General features: G+C 33.0%; 17 protein-coding genes. 2 read left to right on the forward strand and 15 right to left on the reverse strand.

Features of this window, described 5'->3' with window-relative positions; all coding sequences use genetic code 11:
* Positions 1-150: 150 nt before the first annotated feature.
* The 11 genes from SCA31_RS17265 to SCA31_RS17315 form a co-directional block, all read right to left on the reverse strand.
* On the reverse strand, positions 151-1,695 hold the full coding sequence (locus SCA31_RS17265) for a type I restriction-modification system subunit M (protein WP_410698213.1): 1,545 nt from the start codon (positions 1,693-1,695) through the stop codon (positions 151-153).
* A 39-nt stretch (positions 1,696-1,734) separates the two neighbouring features.
* Positions 1,735-2,649 (reverse strand): DUF5655 domain-containing protein, encoded by a 915-nt coding sequence (locus SCA31_RS17270; protein ID WP_410698214.1) that lies wholly within the window; start codon positions 2,647-2,649, stop codon positions 1,735-1,737.
* A 14-nt stretch (positions 2,650-2,663) separates the two neighbouring features.
* On the reverse strand, positions 2,664-5,486 hold the full coding sequence (locus SCA31_RS17275; RefSeq protein ID WP_410698215.1) for a type I restriction endonuclease subunit R: 2,823 nt from the start codon (positions 5,484-5,486) through the stop codon (positions 2,664-2,666).
* A 237-nt stretch (positions 5,487-5,723) separates the two neighbouring features.
* Entirely contained in the window at positions 5,724-6,221 is a 498-nt protein-coding gene (locus tag SCA31_RS17280) for a GIY-YIG nuclease family protein (RefSeq protein ID WP_410698216.1), read from the reverse strand.
* A gap of 91 nt (positions 6,222-6,312) precedes the next feature.
* Positions 6,313-8,067, reverse strand: coding sequence for a protein kinase domain-containing protein (locus SCA31_RS17285; protein ID WP_410698217.1), 1,755 nt, complete (start codon positions 8,065-8,067; stop codon positions 6,313-6,315).
* Positions 8,060-8,353 (reverse strand): DUF6804 family protein, encoded by a 294-nt coding sequence (locus tag SCA31_RS17290; RefSeq protein ID WP_410698218.1) that lies wholly within the window; start codon positions 8,351-8,353, stop codon positions 8,060-8,062. The genes SCA31_RS17285 and SCA31_RS17290 overlap by 8 nt, the downstream gene beginning before the upstream one ends.
* A gap of 2 nt (positions 8,354-8,355) precedes the next feature.
* Complete coding sequence (locus tag SCA31_RS17295) at positions 8,356-9,030, reverse strand: hypothetical protein (protein WP_410698219.1); 675 nt, start codon at positions 9,028-9,030, stop codon at positions 8,356-8,358.
* Positions 9,031-9,041: 11 nt separating this feature from the next.
* Positions 9,042-11,564 (reverse strand): Hsp70 family protein, encoded by a 2,523-nt coding sequence (locus SCA31_RS17300; RefSeq protein ID WP_410698220.1) that lies wholly within the window; start codon positions 11,562-11,564, stop codon positions 9,042-9,044.
* Positions 11,565-11,576: 12 nt separating this feature from the next.
* Positions 11,577-12,482 (reverse strand): hypothetical protein, encoded by a 906-nt coding sequence (locus tag SCA31_RS17305; RefSeq protein ID WP_410698221.1) that lies wholly within the window; start codon positions 12,480-12,482, stop codon positions 11,577-11,579.
* A gap of 12 nt (positions 12,483-12,494) precedes the next feature.
* Entirely contained in the window at positions 12,495-13,985 is a 1,491-nt protein-coding gene (locus SCA31_RS17310) for a hypothetical protein (RefSeq protein ID WP_410698222.1), read from the reverse strand.
* Positions 13,986-14,387: 402 nt separating this feature from the next.
* Positions 14,388-14,696 carry a helix-turn-helix domain-containing protein gene (locus tag SCA31_RS17315; protein ID WP_410698223.1) on the reverse strand — a complete coding sequence of 103 codons (309 nt, stop codon included), beginning with the start codon at positions 14,694-14,696 and terminating at the stop codon, positions 14,388-14,390.
* A 370-nt stretch (positions 14,697-15,066) separates the two neighbouring features.
* Between SCA31_RS17315 and SCA31_RS17320 the strand changes: the two genes are divergently transcribed.
* Together SCA31_RS17320 and SCA31_RS17325 are read left to right on the forward strand one after the other, a co-directional pair.
* On the forward strand, positions 15,067-15,882 hold the full coding sequence (locus tag SCA31_RS17320; RefSeq protein ID WP_410698224.1) for an RNA polymerase sigma factor: 816 nt from the start codon (positions 15,067-15,069) through the stop codon (positions 15,880-15,882).
* Position 15,883: 1 nt separating this feature from the next.
* The gene (locus SCA31_RS17325; protein WP_410698225.1) at positions 15,884-16,978 is read left to right on the forward strand and encodes a hypothetical protein; all 1,095 of its coding nucleotides are present in this window, start codon (positions 15,884-15,886) and stop codon (positions 16,976-16,978) included.
* Between the two features lie 344 nt (positions 16,979-17,322).
* Here SCA31_RS17325 and SCA31_RS17330 read toward each other — a convergent pair whose 3' ends face one another.
* The 4 genes from SCA31_RS17330 to SCA31_RS17345 form a co-directional block, all read right to left on the reverse strand.
* Complete coding sequence (locus tag SCA31_RS17330) at positions 17,323-18,426, reverse strand: Fic family protein (RefSeq protein ID WP_410698226.1); 1,104 nt, start codon at positions 18,424-18,426, stop codon at positions 17,323-17,325.
* A 157-nt stretch (positions 18,427-18,583) separates the two neighbouring features.
* Positions 18,584-19,195 (reverse strand): hypothetical protein, encoded by a 612-nt coding sequence (locus SCA31_RS17335; RefSeq protein ID WP_410698227.1) that lies wholly within the window; start codon positions 19,193-19,195, stop codon positions 18,584-18,586.
* Between the two features lie 21 nt (positions 19,196-19,216).
* Entirely contained in the window at positions 19,217-20,365 is a 1,149-nt protein-coding gene (locus SCA31_RS17340) for a relaxase/mobilization nuclease domain-containing protein (protein WP_410698229.1), read from the reverse strand.
* On the reverse strand, positions 20,358-20,807 hold the full coding sequence (locus SCA31_RS17345) for a plasmid mobilization protein (protein WP_410698230.1): 450 nt from the start codon (positions 20,805-20,807) through the stop codon (positions 20,358-20,360). The genes SCA31_RS17340 and SCA31_RS17345 overlap by 8 nt, the downstream gene beginning before the upstream one ends.
* Between the last annotated feature and the right edge of the window lie 214 nt (positions 20,808-21,021).

Genomic DNA, 21,021 nt, shown 5'->3' on the forward strand with positions numbered 1-21,021 from the left:
TTGAAGTCCATAACTTCCCCCAACTTCTTAATCTCCCACTCCCCATCAAACCCCGGAAATCTCAAATTGGGAACATTGCTTACTTTTGATTTTTTATTTGTCATCTTGATAATTCAAATTTCGTTAGTAAAAACATTAAGGATTAAAAAATTAAAAAATAAGTCCTAGTTCCTTAAAGTAGCCCTCAATTTCTTTGTCCAATTCAGAACGCTTGGCCTCCAAAGACTTGATTTCCTGCATCACTGTTTGGATGTCTATTTCTTCCTGAGCCTCAAAACTATCGACATATCTTGGAATATTTAGATTGTAATCATTTTCTTCAATTTCCTGAAGTGTAGCATTATGGCTATATTTAGCAATCTCTGCACGAGTACGATATGTTTCAATAATTTTTTCAATATGTTCTTTACGAAGCTTGTTTTGGTTTTTCACCTTATCAAAATCTTTGCTGGCATCAATGAATAAAATACTGTCGTCTTCTTTTCGGCATTTTTTTGCCACAATAATACAAGTGGGAATGCTGGTTCCGTAAAAAATATTTGCAGGGAGTCCGATAATAGCATCAATATAATTCTTCTTATCAATCAGGAATTGCCGTATTTTACCTTCGGAACTTCCTCTGAACAAGACACCGTGAGGAGCCACGCAAGCCATCGTTCCCTGCTCATTCAGATGATATAACATATGTTGGATAAACGCAAAGTCTGCTTTGGATTTTGGAGCTAAAACTCCTGCAGGACTAAATCTGTCATCGTTATTAAATTTAGCAGCAGCACTCCATATAGCAGAAAATGGAGGATTTGCAACGATAGCATCGAACTGTCGGTCACCAAATTCGTCTGCCTCTAAGGTATCTCCATTTCGGATATCAAAATCTTTATATTTTACACCGTGTAATAGCATATTCATTCGGCATAAATTAAAAGTCGTTGGATTTTTCTCCTGTCCGTAAATAGCATCTGCCTTACCATTCTTTGCTGTTCTAAGTAGTAAGGAACCACTTCCACAAGTCGGGTCAAACACATCTTTTAATCGTGTCCTGTCCGTGGTAACAACTTCCGCTAGAATCTCACTTACTTCTTGAGGCGTGTAAAATTCCCCCGCTTTTTTACCTGCTCCAGCCGCAAACTGAGAAATCATATATTCGTATGCATCTCCCAAAATATCAATATCGTCAGCCTCTTTCAGTCCGAAGTCAATTCCATTTAAAGCAATAAGCACTTCACTTACTAATCTGTTTTTATCGTCTGCAGTTCTTCCTAATTTAGGCGATGCTAAATCTATATCGGAAAATAATCCTCCAAAATCATCTTCACTTTCCTGACCTATTGTACTGTCTTCGATACGTTTCATAGAACGTTCTAATGCAGGCAGGATATTTTCTTTCTTATTTATCAGGTCAATTATAGATGAATAAAGATTTTCAGGCTGAATAAAATATCCTAAATTTTCTATACAGGTTTGTTTGACGTCTTCTTTTAAATTTTCATCTTTACCATTCCACGCTTGTTGGAATGTTAAACCATCATAAGACAGCTCATCATTCACGTGCATTTCTATTTTCTCTGATAGGTATTTATAAAAGATAAATCCTAATGAAAAATACATAAAATCACTGGGTGACATATTTCCTCTCAAGGCATTTGCAACCATCCATAGTTGATTTCGGAGTTTTTCCTGTAATTCTTCGCTCATTTTACGGTTTATTTAAGTTGTAATAACAACTATTATTTTTTATTTATTTTTTCTAAAAGATTGTTTCAAAAGACTGGTGATATAATCTATATCATCCAAATCAGAAACTTTTATCTCATAAGAGCCATTTCCCCAATGCCCGACATTAGAGACATCTCTGGCTACTTTTTTTTGGTCTTGCAAGTCTCCGCTTTTAAGATTTACATAGATTTTGATTCCTTTGCCCTGCAAAACAAGATCACAAAAAATATTATTATTGACTTTAAATCCAACGGTCTGTTTTTTTGCCTGGAATGTAACATCATCCCCCAATGAAATCAACCTTCGTTTGATTTCATCATACAGTTCTAGAGTTTCGGAACTTGTTTTTTGCAGAAGGTCTTGTTCTGTAAAAACTTTTATTTCTTTGTTTACAGCTTCAACGGTTTCATCTTTTTTAGATATTGTTTTAATACTTTCTTTTGCAGATATTTTCTGTATCTGCTCAAAAGATAGGGTATCGTTCTCAAATCTTTTAATTTCCCATAATTCGATAGGTAAATCTTTAAAATTGATTGCTTCTCTCTGATAATTTGTAAATTGGGGAGAAATAAATATCACTTTGGATTGGCTCCAGTCAACATCAGTTCTTTTAAGTGTATGCTTTTGTTTCTCGTTAAATTCCAAAATAAAATCTGCCTTATTATTAAGCATTAATGATAAATAAGCATATCCTTGGTCTATTACACTGAAATTTTTATCTCGTTTATATTCTATAATTGTAAAAGAATTTGTCTCTCTATCAAAAGCCAATGTATCTATGCGAAAATTATTCAGAAAAAACTCAGAACAAATAAAATCTAAATGTAACAATGTCTGTAGATTTCTTTCTACCAAAGTTTGGATTTCTTTTTCAAATCTGAATGGGAACTCTTTTACAATTTTTAGTTCATTCCCAATTTTTAATATAGCCATATAGGTATTTTGGTTTAGTCCCAGCTAAAGACTTCAATAATATTTCTTAATTTCTGAGAGACTCTTTCCATTATACTGCGACGCTCTCTAAGACCTACTTTTTTTTGTTTTACAGCCTCCTGTATTATTTCCGGCTTTTCACGTTGCAAGTAATCATATTCGATAATATATGCCGATAATGCGGTTGGGTCAATATCTTCCTCATTTGCTAACTTCTGAATAGCTGAATCTCTTTTTTTTCGGATAAATTCGTTCAACCTGCTTTCCAGGTCAATAGAACCATCTGCTTTCGATTTTTCAAAACCGTCTTTATTATTATCAATATTTTCTTTAATAAAATCGTCAATCAAAACCGCTTTGTTACGCATCTGCGAATCATTGACCATTGTATCCAAAATTTGCTGGCGTTCTTTTTTATAATCACTGTTATTAGGATTAAGACCAGCTATCAATGTTAATATATATGCCACATTGATGATATCACTATGTAGTAATTCCAAGCAAAAATCAATATCTTCTAATCCTTGCGGGTCATTTCCGTAAGGAGCTGGATCTTCGCCAACTCCAGAAGGCTCGGTAGAAGGAGCAATAACGCCTGTAGCAATATCCATATACTTACTTCGGAAATCCATAAATTCCTGCTCAGTCATCGGGAAAGACTCTTCGGATGTATCAAAGTCTTCATATATCTGGATTTCTGCTCGTTTTTTAATAATCTCACGAAATGAAAGTACAAAATCACGTTTGTCATATTCGCTTTTCAAAGTGTCTATAAATTGGACTTCAGGATATTTTTCTTTGAAATCCTCCAATAATTGTGAGAATTCTTCTTTTACTTCTACATAAGGTTTCCTGATAATAAATTCGTTCGGTTGGTTATTACTGAATAATTTAATAGCTGCATCAACATTTGACTTCAGGTCACGAAAGCAGACTATTTTACCAAATCTCTTTTTTTCGTTCAGAATCCGGTTGGTTCTGCTGAATGCTTGTACCAACCCGTGATATTCCATATTTTTATCTACATATAATGTATTCAGTTTTTTTGCATCGAAGCCTGTTAAAAACATATTGACCACCAAAAGCAAATCAACCGGTTCCATATCTTCTTTTTTCTTCTTCATTCTAAAATTGACGTCATCATAATAAGCTCCGAAATTTTCAACTGAAAAAGAAGTGTCAAACAATTGGTTGTAATCATTCATAATGCTTTGCAATTCATCTGCATTTACCTTTTCATTAGCAAAGCCTTGATTCATTCCTGTTTTTTCGTCATCCTGATTATCATTGGCTGCGTATGTAAATACGGCTCCGATTTTAATGGTCGGATTCAGTGATTTGAATATTTTGTAATATTTCAATAATGCTGGAACGGATTGAGTTGCAAATAAAGCATTGAATTCTCCATCATATGTTGATTTGTTGAAGTTATTCAAAATGAATTTTGCGATTTCATTCATTCTGGAATCCTTCATATAATCTCCCGTTAGTTCATCTTTTCCCTTGTAATATTCAACTAGAAAACCAAGAACATTCTCATCTGCAATTGCGTCTTTTATAAGATATTTATGTAGGCAGTCTTCAAATATTTCAGCAGTAGTATGGTCATTAGAATTTTCCGCAAAAATAGGAGTTCCTGTAAATCCAAATACCTGTAGATTTGTAAAAAAATTTCTGATGTTACGATGAGATTCTCCAAACTGGCTTCGATGGCACTCATCAAAAATCATAACGACTTTTTGTTCCCTTACTTTCTGCAAATGTTTATTGTAACGGTCTTTAGTCACAGCATTGTTCAGTTTTTGAATGGTAGTAATGATAATTTTTGAATTTCCTCCCAAGCGCTTAATCAACTCATAGGTATTATCCGTACTATCAACGGCTCCCTTTTCAAAAGCATCATATTCGCTTTGCGTTTGGGTATCCAAATCACGCCTGTCTACTACAAAAATCACTTTGTCTACGCCATCAATCTCAGCTGCCAATTGTGCCGTTTTGAATGAGGTTAAAGTTTTACCCGCTCCGGTTGTATGCCAGATATAGCCATTTTTGCTCGTATTTTCAATTCTGTCCAATATTTTCTCTACAGCATAATATTGGTATGGACGTAAAACCATCAATGAACGGTCTCCCTCATGCAAAACAATATATTTGCTAATCATTTTTCCTAAACTACACTTTTCAAGGAAAAAATTAGCAAATAAGCTTAGGTCATTGAACGGATTATTCAGCATATCCGTCCAATTGAAAGTATATTTGAATCCGCCATTTGGATTATTAGCAAAATATCTTGTATTTACACCATTGGAAATAACGAATAACTGAATATAATCAAACAAGCCCTCAAAGGAAGTTTTATGATAGCGCTGAACTTGATTATACGCTTCCTTGAGCTCTGTCCCTCTTCTCTTCAGCTCAATCTGAACCAACGGAATACCGTTAATAAGGATGGTAACATCATATCTGCACTTTTTTCTTCCCTCTGTTGTTATCTGGTTAGAAACCTGAAATTCGTTTTTACACCATTTATTTTTATTCAGAAATTCAATCCATACACGTTGTCCGTCTTCGGTTTCCAAAGGATATAAATCACGAAGTTTTTTTGCTTTTTCAAATCTAGAACCTCCTTCCAGATGAATACGGATTTTTTCAAATTCCTTATCTGTAAAAGATGATTTTCCAATTTCTGCCAATCGTTTTTTGTTATGCTTTTCTAATTGCTTTTTGAAATTAGCATAGAGGTTTTCTTCTTCCTTTAGTTGTACATACTCATAACTATTATCAATTAGAGTTTGTATGAGTCCGTTTTCGAGGGCTTGTTCACTTTGAATGGTCATTAGTCATATTAATTTACTGAATTCAAAAAAAGTAATGATGTTTATTATTAATTTTTAATGTACTAAAATATTAAATGTTTTCGTGTTCATAAAGCTTTTTTAAACTTTTGTTAAAAGGATAAAGTTAAATCATTAATAACTAATCCTTTTACGGTTTTCCTTAAAATACAAAATGTACGGTACACATTTCAATCTTAAATCATCTCAACTTTGCTTAAAATCAATTATATATCATAATTAACTTATAATTTGCTTCTCAATGTCAGCAATTAAATCATAATTAAATAAAAATTTTCTTTTTTTTGTGGAGTTAATAATTTGATTTTGATATTTATCAATTAAATATGTCTCTATTTCTAATCTTCCAAAATTGACTTCTATGTAAGTAATAAATAATTCTTCATCGAAATATTTATCCAACATTGCTTCTATTTCTAAGTCATATTTATTTCTCGATTTATTTCCTCCAAACTTTAGATTACCAATTTGCTTTCTAAAAGTATGATTGACTGTTCTGGTAATATCAGACATTCTTTTATACAAATTGCCTGTCTCTCCAATATATATTATATTATTATTCGCTTCAAAGAGGACATATATGCCAGAAACACTTTTAAAATATTGTGTTCTCCAAGATAAAGTTCTTTCAAACTTAATCTTGGGAGATTTAAGTAGCAATTTTTCAGCAAGGATTAAATTTTTATATAATTCACTTTCTTCAAGATTAAAAATCATCGTTTTAATATTTTAGTTTTTCAGATTCTCTACTTTAAAGCTAATTTCAGAATAATTTATTGCTTCATTTTGCATAGTTTCTTAATGTTAATTATGATCTAAAACCAATTCTTGGACTGGAATTATTGGTGAGTTCTCCTTCCATTTTAGCCTTAATTACTAAATAATTATTCAATTCCTGCAAAGAAACTGATGGCTTATTATTTTTTACCGTTTCCAAAACTATCGATTTTGTAATTCTTAAATTGTCTTTCAATGCTTTTCTTGAAGCCTCGTCGCATAAAAATTTAATGTCACTTGAAACATAGTTTTGGGTTGCTTTGGATAAATCATCGTAATTTAATCCGATTTCTGTTGGACGTTTTTTTAAATAAAATTCAAACATCAATTTTCGAGCTTCAAAATCTGGTGGTGGCAAATAAATATGTTTATCTAATCGTCCTGAACGTAAAATTGCTGGGTCTATGGCATTTGGTCTATTTGTAGCACCTATAATAAAAATTCCGTCATCTCCACAATTATTCATCTGTGCTAAAAATTCATTGACTGCACTAGTATTCATATGACTTATGTTTGATGTATCTCGACTTGGAACCAAAGCATCTAATTCATCAATAAAAATTATACTTGGTGCATTTTGTTTTGCTTCGTCAAACAGGTTTTTAATATTTTCCTGTGATGCGTTGACAAATTTACTTTGAATGTCTGAAGGTTTTATCTGATAAAAATTAAAGCCGATTTCTTCGGCCATTTTCTCCGCAAAAAATGTCTTACCGCAACCTGGCGGACCATACAATAGCATTCCATTTGGAATTGTTAGTCCATATTCTGCATACCGTTCTTTTTGATTTAACGCATCAATAACATCTAACTGAATGGTGTTTTTCAGCTCTTGCATTCCTGCAATGGCTGAAAAACCTTTTCCTTTTTTATTTTCTTTGGGTTGAATTTTAGCAACTTTTTCTTCTTGAATTGAAAGTTCAACTTCCAGTTCTCCGTTCAAAGTTTGAATGAATTCTTTTACAGATTTAAAACGGTTTTCCGCTTTTGGCTGTAATGCTTTTCGGATTATATTTTGTGTTTGCTCGTCTATCTTATCAGAAAACTTTAGAGACTTTTTTCTTTCGTCTAAAATGACTTCTTCTAATTGTATTTTATCGGATTTGTATTTTGAAATTTCAATAAAATAGGGTGGCAAACCTGTCAATAAATGATAATACAAAGCTCCAACCGAATAAATATCGCTCTGAGCAGAAAAGACTTTATTAAAAGTTTCATTAGCTGTATAAAACAAATTCAAACCGTCTTTTAAAAATTCTTTGTTGGACTGTTGCAAAAAACGAGCATATCCAAAATCTATAATTTTTGGAATGGTAACTTTGCCTGATAAATCCAACATTATATTTTGGTTGGTAATGTCGTTGTGAATAATTTGTTTGTTGTGTAGATAATTCAAACCATTTAAAACACTCAAAATAATACTTTTTGCTTCGTATAAACTCAACGTGTTTTCACGTTTCATTCTATCTGCCAGAGTTTCTCCGCTTACAAAGTCTAATACTACATAAGCGAATTTTTGGTTTTCAATTACGATATTTCCACTGTCGTTGTACTTAACCAAATTGGAATGTTTGATTTGCTTTAAAATTTCAATTTCTAAAATTTCTCCGTCCTCAATAAACTGTGTCCGATGCAATTTTGCGAAGTCAAAAAGTTTTAGAAACTTGGTTTCTTTAGCTTCATTTTGTACCCGATAAGTTTCGGCATAGCTTCCTTTTTTAAGAAAGAAACTAACCGAATATTTATCGTCAATGATTTGACCTTTTGATAATATAGATTTACTCATCTTTTCGTTTTTCGAATAAACTCATTAATAATCCAACTCCAACAATCACATCAACGATATTCCATAGTTCTCTGCCTAAAGCAATTTTGAAAAAAGGTTGAAATAACAATGCTAATGCTCCATAGATAAACACTTCTGTTTGTCTACTTTGTTGATTAGCTTTATAAGATAGTAATCCAAATCCAATCAATGCAGCAAATCTCACCAATTGGAAATAGCCATAGGGCATATCTAGCAGACAGGTAAATAAAAGAACGGATAAAACTATTTTAATAATTTTATCCATAGCTAAAGTGCTTCGTCAGGATTGCTTGGTCTTGTACTGAAATTACCGTTTGGTTGCAAAATCAATTCATAAACCAACTCATTATTAGCTAGACTCTGAGGATCATCTTTTCCGAAATGTTCCTCTGAGATAAATCCACCTTTTATTTCCCCTCCTTTCATTTCTTTTTCAGGATTCCAGCCTTTTCCGTAATAGAAAAAGGCCTGATATATTCCATTAGGGAAAGAAAAAGTATATGCATCACCAGCTTGTATAAAAGCGTGTCTAACTACTTTGTCATTTTTCTTAATAGTAACTAACACATCAGAATTACTAGTACGCACTTTTATTTGTGAACAACCATAATCATTACAAGATGAGTTACTTCCGTAGTATTTAGAGTAAGGAGTTGAACCCGTGTGTAAAGAATTGGAAATATATCGATCATAAACCTCCTGTTCTTTTCTTTCTTTTTCAAGTTGAGCTTCTCTTTCTATTCTTTCTGCTTCGTTATGTTTTTCTTGCTCAAGACGAACATTTTCCAAACGAATCGTCTCAGCTTTTTCATCTTCTTTTTGTTTTTGCTCAAATTCAATTCGTAGTTGTTCCTCAAGAGCAAGGCGTTGTTTTCTTTCCTTTTCTGATTCGCAAGAAATTAGAAGAATAAGAACAAAAAATGGAAGTAATAGTTTTTTCATAATTTACAATTTTATCCAACCAAAACAGAATCATCTCCACTTGGTTTTTCATCGTTTGGCAATAAATTGATTAAATCAATAACAATAGGATGTAAATCCTTTGTAGTTGGATTTTCCCCGATTTGCTGCAAACCTTCATTTAGCAATTGTCTTGCTCGGTTACTGTCTTTCCAATGGTAAGAACCAAAATTCTGATTGTGTTGTCTGATGAAATTAATAAGTTGATAAACCAAAGTAAGCTGTACAAATAAAGAACTTATTTCAGATAATAAATGTTTACCAACTTTAATATCCTGCGTTTTCAAAACTTCTTCCAACTGGCTTCGTAATTGATTTACGACTTGTGTTGAGCCTTCATTTCCAAAATCTTGATTAGCTTTCTCTAATCTATAAAACTCTTCTTTTAGCTCTTCTTCTAATTTTGGCCATTCTGTTCCATCGGCTAGTTCATCAACTACTTTAAGCGCTTTTCTTAGGTTTGTAAGAACTTCTTGTTTGCTGTCAACATCGTTTTTGTTGTTTTCAAATTTCTTTTCTAGTTCGGCAATTTCAGTTTCTGCTTTTTGAACTTTATCTTCTTGAATTCCTTCTTCTTTCAGTTCTTCGATGCTTCCTTTTGCTTTACGGATTTCATTAGAAAGCCAACTGGTATCAATAGACTGAATACTTCTCTCAACTGTAGCTTCGTATGAGAAATCTAAATAAGGTATATACGCTGTTACCGTAATTTGTTCTGACCTATCTACATTTACAGTCAAATCTACATCGCTATTTTCGGGTAGTAATGCAGGCAATTCTGCTCCGCTTATAATGATGTCAGTAACGTGATTATTATAAATTGCTCTTGTTCCTTCTGCTTCGTGTTCTCCTTCATAAATTGGAATTTTAATAAAATCAGATTCCATTCCTGGGCGGATTTGTTTCTGAGTTCTTAATCCATTTCTAGTTCCAATTGCTGGAATCGACTTGTTTTTTTCCAGATTCTTTAAAGTTTCAAAAACAATTTTTCCAGATTCTCTTTTCTTAATTTCAATTCCAAAATTATAAGCCAACGTTGCACTACCAATTTTAGAACCTTGAATTACGGTAAATTCTTTAGGTTCACTTTCTAAAATATTTCCTTTATCATCAAATAAGGTGATTTCAAAACTATTGGTTTTGCCTTCTATTAATTTGGTTTCAATTACTTCTCCAATTTCATTGATTTCTACTTTTCCGCTCGACCAAGCCTTATCACTTCTTGTAATTTCAGCAAGAACTTTTTCGGGAATTGTTCCTTCGGTTTTATCTGTTAGAACTTTTAATGTAACAAACTCTTCCAATTCCACAGTTGACGCTTCGTGACCGATTTCGATTTGAATTTTTGATTTATCTCTTGTTTGTTCTTTAATTGCCTCTGAAATTTCAACAGTTGAAGCGTATAAAGCTGCACCTTTAGATACAACTGTCATTGGGTCAACACTTGTGTCAGGCTTACAGATTTGCTGTTCGAGCATTTTTCTTACAACTGGCGAGAATGTTGGGCCTCCAACTAAAATCAGTGAATCCAAAGAAGAACCTTTTAAATTTTTACGTTCTAAAAGTTTTTTACAAATGTCAATAGCTTTCTGGAAAATCGGATCTAAAGCTCTTTCCATATCACTTTGGGTAACCGTAATATCTAGTTCAAACTCTTCTCCATTATCATCTTCTCCCGGAATATCGCCCAAATCGGATAAAATATTATGCGTCTCGTTAAAGGATAATTTTATTTTAGTCTCCTCAGCGTAAAACTTCATCGCATCACGCAAAATTTGTTTTTTGTTATCGTTTGCTAAAATGGAACTAATCTCATAATTTTGTTTGATGTAAGGTAAAATGATTTCGTCTACAATTGCCAAATCCAGATTTTTACCTCCAAGATAATTATCTCCTTCCGTATCGATTACGTTCATAATGCCATCTTCTACTTTGAGGATAGCAGCATCGAAAGTTCCCCCACCAAAATCGAAAACCAACCAAAAGCCGTCTTTCTTTTTGCTGTCTAAACCGTAAGCCATTGCAGCGGCAACTGGTTCTTGCAACAATTCTATATGATTAAAACCAGCCAACTTCGCAGCTTCTCTGGTAGCTTCTTTTTGATTGTTACCAAATGCAGCGGGAACGGTAATTACAACCGCATTTACATTTTCATCTTTGATAAATGTCTTTAAGGTTTTTAAAACTTCTGCGGAAAGTTCTTCCGAGTTTAAGTCTTTTCCAAAATTAGAACTAATGTATTTTTTATCTGTGCCCATCGTTCTTTTAAACTCAATGTAAGAATTGGAATCACTGTTATCCCAAGTTTTCATAGCACCTAATTTATCTCTTTTAAGGGCATTATAAGCACTGTCACCAACTTGAATAGCTTGTTTTTTATTGATATAAACACACGATGGCATCGTGTCCTTTAGTGTATCAGTTTTTTTAATCGTAGCCTCACCATTTTCTATTCTTGAAATAGCGGAATTGGTTGTACCTAAGTCTATACCGTAATCTATTTTAGTTCTTCCCATAGTTTTATTTTTTTATTCTCCTACACTTACTTCAATTTGTGCAGATTGAATCATTTCGTTTTTAAAATTCACTTGAGGTTTAATAATTCTTGTAATAATTTGTTTTCCTTTATCCAATTCTTCGCTGGGAATAAAATTGGCGATTACTTTCATTCCTTCATTATATTCTTTGCCTAACATTTCAACCAGTTCATAACCATTAGATGCAAAGTTGTCTTGAATACGTTTTACCGATGCTGACAATTGCTTCAAGCCTTTTGTATTTGCGTCCATCTGTTGCAGGTTTTTATGAATACGTACAATTTCATCAGCCACTTTCAAAGCCAAAGAATGGTCAATTTCAATAGTGGAATTTGCAGAAACCATTTGTTTTTCTTCTTGTTTTAATTTCAATTGAGTGTCCAACATTTCAACCAGTTTACTGTCTAATTTGATGCTTTCTTCTTCCAAAGATTTTTTGGTATTTTTGATTTGGGTTTCTACATCGGTTTTGCTGTTGGCAATACGTTTGCCTAAAAGCCAATAAATAACACCCCCAAAAAGTAGGGTTGCCAAAGTGGCAATAATCCAATACAGCTTGTTTTGGTTTACATCCTTGTCCAGTTTGGAAATACCATCTTTTGCTGAAGTTTCTGTTTGCTGAATTTTTGTCCCTAAATCATTGGCAATCTTCTGAATATTTTCAATATTTTGATTTGTTTCTGCTTTAAGACTATCAATTTGTTTGTTCTGATTTTCGCTCTTTAGAGAAAGTTTTGCTATTTCAGCTTTTTGCTGAACGATTGAAACTCGTTGACTATTTAGTTTTTGGTTTAACGAAACAATTTCTTGCTGTTGTTTTTGTTGTTCTGTTTTTTGTTTTTGTGCAAAAATTATTATTGCGCTAAGAAGAACGGGAATAAGTATTAGTTTTTTCATAGTTAAAATTATTTAGTTGCAAGCTCTTAAAAGTATGATGAAAAGTATAATTCCTATAATCCAATAAATACAGCCATTATTGCCATTTGAGTCACTTGTTCTGTTTGCAGGTTGATATGTATTTTTTGGTTTATTTGAAGAAGGTGCTGAAGTAATAATTGTTTTCCAATAACAAATATACTTTACTTGATTTTTCTGATTATAATTTAGTTTATCGATTAAAAAATCAACTAAAGCTTTATACTCTGTTACTTTAGAGTATTGAATTGAATTTTTAATTTTTTCAACATTATGGAGCGGTATTGTTTCTTTTATTAATTCGACAACTTTATCCCAATCCAAAGAATTAGCAATCATCTGATTAACTTTTGTCCAATTTATAGATTGATTATATCCCATTGGCATTTGTAAAACATCCTTTGTGATCTTTGCCTCGTTTGTTTGAAATACTTCTTTTATAGATTTTAAAATATCTATCGCTTGTGAAAGCTCTTTGTCTTTCATCCCTTCAAGCGTACTAATATTTTCTTTAATTTTCTGTTTGGTTGCAACACTTACAGCTAATATTTCTGCAGTATTTAACAGGTTCAATGCTTCTTGTAAGTAATTGCCTGTTCTTTTTTGCTTATCGCTTTCATTATAATAATCAATTCCGCATTGCAGTATTTCATTAGCAACACTATCAGAAAGCATCTTGTATTGTAGATTGCCAGCTCCAAGAATGGATTTTAAGAGAGACAGTTCATTTTTAATCGTTTTATGAAGATCAATCCCAAAATGATAGGCGTTACCTTTATTGTTTTTACGTTGGCTTTGAGTTTTTTCAATTTGTGATTCAATTTTATGAATAGGATCTTCGGTAAACTTATTGGAAAGATATTTTTGTGTAGTTCCTGTGCAATTGCTGAACAATTCTATAATTTCCGAAGTTGAATACTTATTTTTGAATTGAGTTAGTAATTCATCAATCAATATTTCAATTTGTTTGTTTCTATCTATAGAAAAAGTTTCATCAGCAACTGAATGCACAAAATCTTTAAAACTTTCCGATTCTATCAGTTTTATTTTTGATGTTATTCCTTTCTTTAATTTCTCCTTGGAATCTTCCAGTATATAAAGAGTCCCAACATTGTTGAACGCTGAAAAGTTTTTGGATGTGACTTCTTTTTCGTCTGTTAATTTGCTCCAAATCTCAATAGCTTTTTCTTTATTTCCATTAATTAGATGTTGAATTGCAGTTGTGTCAACAGGGTTCAAATTGGTAAACCAAAATAAAGAATGGGCAACTTTGTTCTGATTTTGTTCTATATCAGAAAAAGCCTTCTCTATAACGCTATTTGTTCTGCTAAGCGAATTGAAAAAAGGAAAGTCATATTCAGAAGTTATTTCCTTACCAACTTTTGCATAAGCTGTTACTTTACCTTTTCTGCTCAATATTTCTCTTGTGGAAGCGTTTGAGAGTATTCCAGTAATTCTGTAAGGATTACTTAGTATTGATTTCATCTATAATATTTACGTTTTACAAGTTAAATTAGTTTTCTTTATTATTATTACGGTTTTCCGTAATTGTCTTTAAAATATGTTGCAATGAGTTCAAATGTATGGGCATATAAACGATGAACTTAATCTGTCCAAATTAATTTTTATTGTTAAAGTAATTTATCCTGCCTCATCTTTAACATAGAGAGGAATTTGTAAGATAATACCCTTTTCAATATATCTTATAATTTTTACTAAATAACAAAAAATATCGACTTTCGTCGATATTTATAATATTAAAGTTTATAAAATTGTTAATATATTTTCAAAGCTAATCAAACCTCTATAATGATTTAATAGAAATTTTGTAAGTGCATACCGTCGATTTCATAAAGTTTTGACTTCTTAAGAAAAAATATATTTTCATCAGGATTTTCTTTTATTTTGATTTTTAAATTTTTCTTCCAGAACTTTTGTCTCGCTTATCATTGAATCAATTTGAGATTGACTTATTTTAGAAAACATATCAAGTAAATCAATTTCTAAAAAATTACAAATCGCAATAACAATTTCAATTGATGGATTGGTATTGCCTCTTTCTATTCTACCAATATAATCTTTAGAAAGGTCTATCTCAGTCGCTACTTGAAATTGTGATAGTCCTTTTCTTAAACGATGTAGTTTAAAAAAAATTCCAATTTGATTTTTTATTTCTTCCGACTTCCATTTATACATTTAGTAAATTTTATAAATAATTATGTTTTTCATAGAGACTTATAGTGCGTTATGAATAAATATTATTATATTTGTAATACAATTTACACAAGTGTGGTTTAGCGATAGTTCAAAGAAATATAGAAGATATTGCTCAAATTCTCGACTGGAAAACTCGCACTTTTCAAAAAGCGACGAGTTGAAAAGTAAATGTACGACGACCTCGACAGGGCTCTTTTATCGTTGCCTGGAATACCAATACTACTAGGCGGTAAGTTGAGCTTCATGCTTTTTTCTCGTTATGTTTAATGAATTAGGAGATATAATAAATAGTAAAATTCACATTGCTGATCTAAGCAGTTCCTTTCAGCAATAATTCAGATAAATGCTTATGAAAACAACAGAATCTTTGCCCCGCAAATTGACCAATCTTCAGTTATACGAACTGCTTAAAAAAGGCAATCCGACCGCTCTGGAATACATTCATTTGCGTTACAAAAGACTTCTTTTCTGGGTAGGACTGCAGGTGTTGAAAGATGATTTCGTAGTGGAAACTATTGTTCAGGATACCTTCCTAAAATTGTGGCTACACCGCGACACCATTGAATCGTCTGATCATATTACTGGCTTTTTACGCTTTGTGATGAAAAGGGATTGTATCGCATATGTGACTGCGCCAAGAAATAAATTTACCCGCCTGATGGCCTCTCTTGACAGTTTTGATAATTATCAGGAGTATCTTGCAGGCTACGATCCTTTGAAAGATAAAGAGTATTTACATAGCCAGGAATCAGACCAAAACAAATTCGACGAAGTCACAAAGGTCTTACCAGTATTGAACCCCAAAAGAAAACACCTGATAGAACTTTGTTTAGAATATGGCTTCCAATACAAACCCATTGCAGAGGCTATGGGAAGCAGCGTGACAGGCATCAGTATGGAGGTGAGTAAAGCCATCGATGAGCTTCGGAAAATTCTTAAGGTCACCTCGTTTGAGCAGCCGGAGGAAAAACCTATCAATAAAGAAGAGCGGTCAGAACAACTCAGCAGTCAGCAGCTGGAGATCATCAAAAGAAGGTTTGGACAGAAATCTTCTTTTGCGGTGATTGCAAAAGCACTCAAACTACCTGAAAAGGAAGTCCATCGGGAATTTATTTACGCCTATCAGCATCTACAAAATCAAAACCGATCTGAAATACCACTTTGATATGGAAAAATCCACGATAACCCTGACCCGGAAAATTCAACTGTTAATTGATGTTCCATCCGATGATAAAAGCCAGATGTGGGAAAAACTCTACCGGTATCAGAACCGTTGCTTCCGGGCGGCTAATCTGATTGTTTCACATCTTTATGTACAGGAAATGATCAAGGATTTCTTTTACCTCACCGAAGAAATCCAATATAAGTTAGCTGATGAAAAAAAGGATGAAATGGGAATCTTTGACCGTTCGAAAACAAACACGACGGCACGCCTGGTTTTTGACAAGTTCAAGGGAGAGATTCCCACAGATATTCTGGGATGCCTGAACAATACAATCCAGTCCACCTTTTCTAAAAACAAAGCCGACTACTGGCAGGGATCACAATCACTGGGAAACTTTAAAAAAGACATTCCTATTCCGCTTCCGGTCAAGTGCATCAGCAAAATGAAATATAATTCTGAGAAGAAAGCATTTACCTTCAATATGTTTGCGATTCCGGTCAAGACCTATTTAGGCAGAGATTTCTCTGATAAACATTTAGTGCTCGAGCGCCTTCTAAGAGAAGAGATCAAACTATGCAACTCAAACGTTCAACTGAGAGATGGGAAAATCTTTTGGCTGGCAGTCTTTGAATTTGAAAAGGAAGACCACGGTTTAAAACCCGAAATCATTGCTGAAGCTACCTTATCATTAGAACATCCAATTGTGGTAAAAGCCAACAATGTGCGAATGAATATTGGCTCGAAAGAGGAATTCCTCTACCGCAGGTTGGCGATCCAGGCCAGTAATAAAAGGATTCGAGCCGGAGTCGCTTACTCTCGTTCAGGACACGGAACCAAACGGAAACAGAAGGCACTGCAAAAAACAGAGAATCTGGAAAACCGTTTTGTCAGTCATCATCTTCATATGTATAGCCGTATGCTCATTGATTTCTGCATCCGGCAACAGGCGGGCACACTGATTCTAAAAGATCAGGAAGACAAAATTGGGATTGCAAAAGAACAGGAGTTTGTACTTCGCAATTGGAGCTACTATGAATTGCAGACCAAAATAAAATACAAAGCAGAAAAGGCCGGTATCGAATTGATCATCGGATAGCTAAAAAATTGAGGGTGCTTGTAAACCCGTAGGGTGAGGTTTTGAACACTCACTAAATGCTGGAAACTAACTACTTTTTCTGGTGTATACAACGGCGTGGGTTTCTTTTTTCACCAAAACTTTAGCACTGAAATGTTGAACATCTAATGTCTGTTCTTCAAAAACCTGTAAGTTTGTGGTCTTACTCGCTCTCTTGCGAGCTTATAATTTTTTCCCATTTGCTGTAACAGTTGTTTGAACTTCAGAAGGTTTATCTGTAGTTAATGATATGAATGATTGCTATTTCATACAAAAACATCTATTTTGATTGAAATAACGAACATCCGAAAATAACATTTGATTATTTACAAATTCAACTGATAAGAAATGGAACGGCCACCACCCGATTTTAGAAAAACTCCAATTTCGGAAAGATGTTGCAAATCTCTGGTTGCAGTAGCTTTAGAAATTTTGTTGATAGACATATACTTTTTCGCATTCATTCCGCCAACAAAAGAATTTTCTCCCATTTCTGTCATTTTCTGAATAGCCTTCAATTCTCTTTCATTAAGTTGGTTTTTAAATTGATCGAAAAACAAAGTTTTCTTCAAAGTAAAAAGTGCTTGATTTTTAGAATCGAGTAAAGCATCCTGCAATATTGAGCAAAAATAAAGCATCCAGCTGTTTACCTCAAGATTTCGCTGAGCCAGCTTTAATTCTTCGTAGTAACGGTTTTTATCCTTTTCAATAGATTTTGAAATACTAACAAAAACAGGGGTTTCAAGTTTCTCGGACAAAGCTTTTTCCGCTAAAGCACGTCCAATTCTCCCATTTCCATCTTCAAAAGGATGCAGCGTCTCAAAATATAGATGCGCTAATGCCGAAAGCACGACACCTTCTCCGATTTTCCCGATGTCGTTCATTTCAAAGTCATTATACCATTTCAAAAATTGCGGTATCATCAGTGGCAAATCCTCAGAAGGTGGGGCTTCATAATGGATGACGAAATCACCAAATTTACCGGAGACCACTTGCATAGGCTCTATTCCTGTTCGAAATTGTCCGGCATTAATTCCTTTTTCATTTTCCATCAGGATATGGTGCCAGTCCAAAAGTATTTTTTCGGAAATTGCCTTGTGATAGCTGTTTTGAACCTCTATCATCAAATGTGCAATGGCATTTGCCTTTTTGTTCCGGTTGTTTTGATGGTAATCTTTTATACCTAAATTGGCTTTCAGTGAGGACATCACATCTTCCCGACTAAAATATTCGCCTTCAATTTCTGATGTTTTCAGTGCTTCAGAAAGCATAATTTCAGCAAATAAATCTTCTTTATTTTCTTCAGAAAAGCCCATCACAATTCCAGATATTTCGCCCAAATCGTGCGCAAACTGTTGAATCAGCGGAATGATTTCTCGCTTATTAAATATGAATTTCGGGAAATCTTCTGATTGCCAAATATATTCCATGAGCTGATTAAATAATTTATTTGGCTCAAATATACTAAAATATATGAGCCGATTAATGTTTTTAATCGGCTCACGATTTTGTTTTTTGAAAGAATCAGCATTTTTAGAACTATATTTCTTAAGATTTATTTGGATTCACTATCCACGTTCTATTAAATTATTTTGATTTCATACTCGCTTCAAATCCATCTTTAAACCTCAAAAAATCTTCTGCTTTCTTTGGATTACTCTTAATCCATGACTGCATTATTTGAGTATTTTCGCTCAAGATTTTAATCTCATTTTCATCGTAGATATTTTTTCCTTCATCAGCAATTTCATTTAAAATATCTTGACGTAGTTCACTTTTCGCTTTGATGCTTTCTCTGTACCAATTGGTAGAGAAGTTGATTGAGGCGATAAATACTAAAACTGAAAAGACAAAAACTCCAATTCCGCTCCAAATAAATATCTTCTTCCATTTTATATCCTTTCCAAAACCTTTCAAATCATCTTTAGTTTCTTTTGAGAGAACTGTCTCTATCTGAGTAGGAATACTGGCAAGAAATTCAGTTCTCTTGGCTTCCTCTAATTTTGAAAATCGAACTGCATCATCATAGATTGAATGTATCTCTTGCAAACTCATTTGTATCTCGTTTAACAGCGTAGTATGGTTTTCAATGGCAAATTGAAGTTTAATATTTTGTTCAATATTCTCCATATTTGATTTGATGACATTTTCTAAAATTTCCATTCCGTTACTTTTAGATTCTTTATTTTCATTTTCCATATTTATTTTTTTAATTATTAATTACCTTCTAAATTTTCGCTTCTTTTTCCAGAGTTCGTCTTCGTCCTGAGTAACATAGGTCGGATTAAGAAAGTCACTTAGTAACCCTCTTGCAATTTCTATTAGGCTTTCATTAATTTCTGATTTTAGATGACTACTTGCATAATTTATGACACCATTCTGACTCAATGCTTTTACCGCATCACCAAGATCAGAATCTATTGCCGACAGAGAGAACCCGACATTTTTCCGGAAGAAGAATCCGTTTTTCTCTTGACTACTATCAATTTTATTTATCCAGAAGTCTTGAATTTCATTTTTTTTACCGGCTTTAAATTCTCCTTTATATTGGATCTTTACAGAAAATCCTTTTTGCTGTAGATTTTCCCGAAATTCCTTTAAATTGTCAGCGTGTTTTTGTGCTTCCCTGACGACTCTTTTCATTTCAAACACAGATTTTATTTCAGAAATTTTCAATTGATTTGAAATTTCAGACAATTTATATCCCGCTTTATAAATTCTTTTTGTTTGATGATTTTTGTCTTTTTGCATCACAATTCGCATTCCCGAAATTCCGTCTTTGATATTTGAAGACAATTGAATTTCAAAACCTCTTTTCTTCATTGCTACAATCAGATTATCAAAATTATCTTCTGACCTAATAACTTCGGTTAAGCTTTTCAGCATTTGTTCTTTTTTCTGAATTCCAATTTCGACATCGGTCAATAATCCTTTCTCTTTGCAAACTTCTCTGACAGCTTCACCAAATTTCTTTCCGATATCGTGTGCTTTCACGGTGCACTTCCCCGAAATATCAATTCTGTTTACTACAAAATGAATATGCTTATGTTTCGTACTGTTGTGAATATCCAATCGGTACTGATTTTTGTTTGTAACTCCAATTTTTCCTAAAGCTCTGGTCGCAATTTCTGCGAGTTCTTCATCTTTCAATTTTCTGCCAATTTCGTCCGGTTGAGAAATGTAGCCTGTCAATGCCCATTTCTTCACTTTAGGATTTCGCTCAGCTACGGTTTTCATTTCGTTAAACTGACCTTCAGAAGTATTGCTTAGAAGATAATTCGAAGCCACCATCTCCGCTGTTCCTTTGTCGTTTCCATTATATTCCAAAGCGATTTTTGATATAGCTCTTGTAGTTGCGGAATTATTCATTTTTCTGAGTTTTAGAATATAAATATTGATGAATTAATTCGATAAGATTTTCAATTCTCAATAAAATTTCTTTCTTATTTTCAAAAACATTCCATTCCCGATTTCGCAAAAGATTGGTTATTTTTTTGAAATACATTCCATATTGAAGTAACACTTCATCAGTTTGAAATTCATTAATTTTTAGCTCTTTTTCTAATAAAACATTCCGGATATACGTGGACAATTTTAGCGGATATTTTTCTTGATTTTGAACTAAAATATCATATTCAGCATTGGTCATTCTGATTGAAATTACTTTATCCATTTTTTTGTTTTCTTTAGTTTTCAAACCACCTTTTCTGCCCAAATCCTGAAAATATTTTTTTCTATTTTCCCGAGCAATCTTTGCTTCATTTTCTTTGGTGGCTTGGTTTATAAATTCTTGTAAAAAATCTTTTTCCATTTCATTAATTTAAAAGTATTTAAAAAACATTTCTGACGATAGGAAGAAATCAAAAATCCCAATTTTGCAATCAGCGGGTACGCTTATTGTAAACTTTGGGTACTTTTTGCACTAACTACCCACCGTATTTTACCTATGTTTATTTTACCAAGGTTAGTCTCTGAATACCTGTATCTATTTTACTCAGGTATTTAAAAGACAACCTTGTGTTATT

This window comes from Chryseobacterium sp. SIMBA_028, assembly GCF_046535285.1.
Lineage (GTDB): Bacteria > Bacteroidota > Bacteroidia > Flavobacteriales > Weeksellaceae > Chryseobacterium.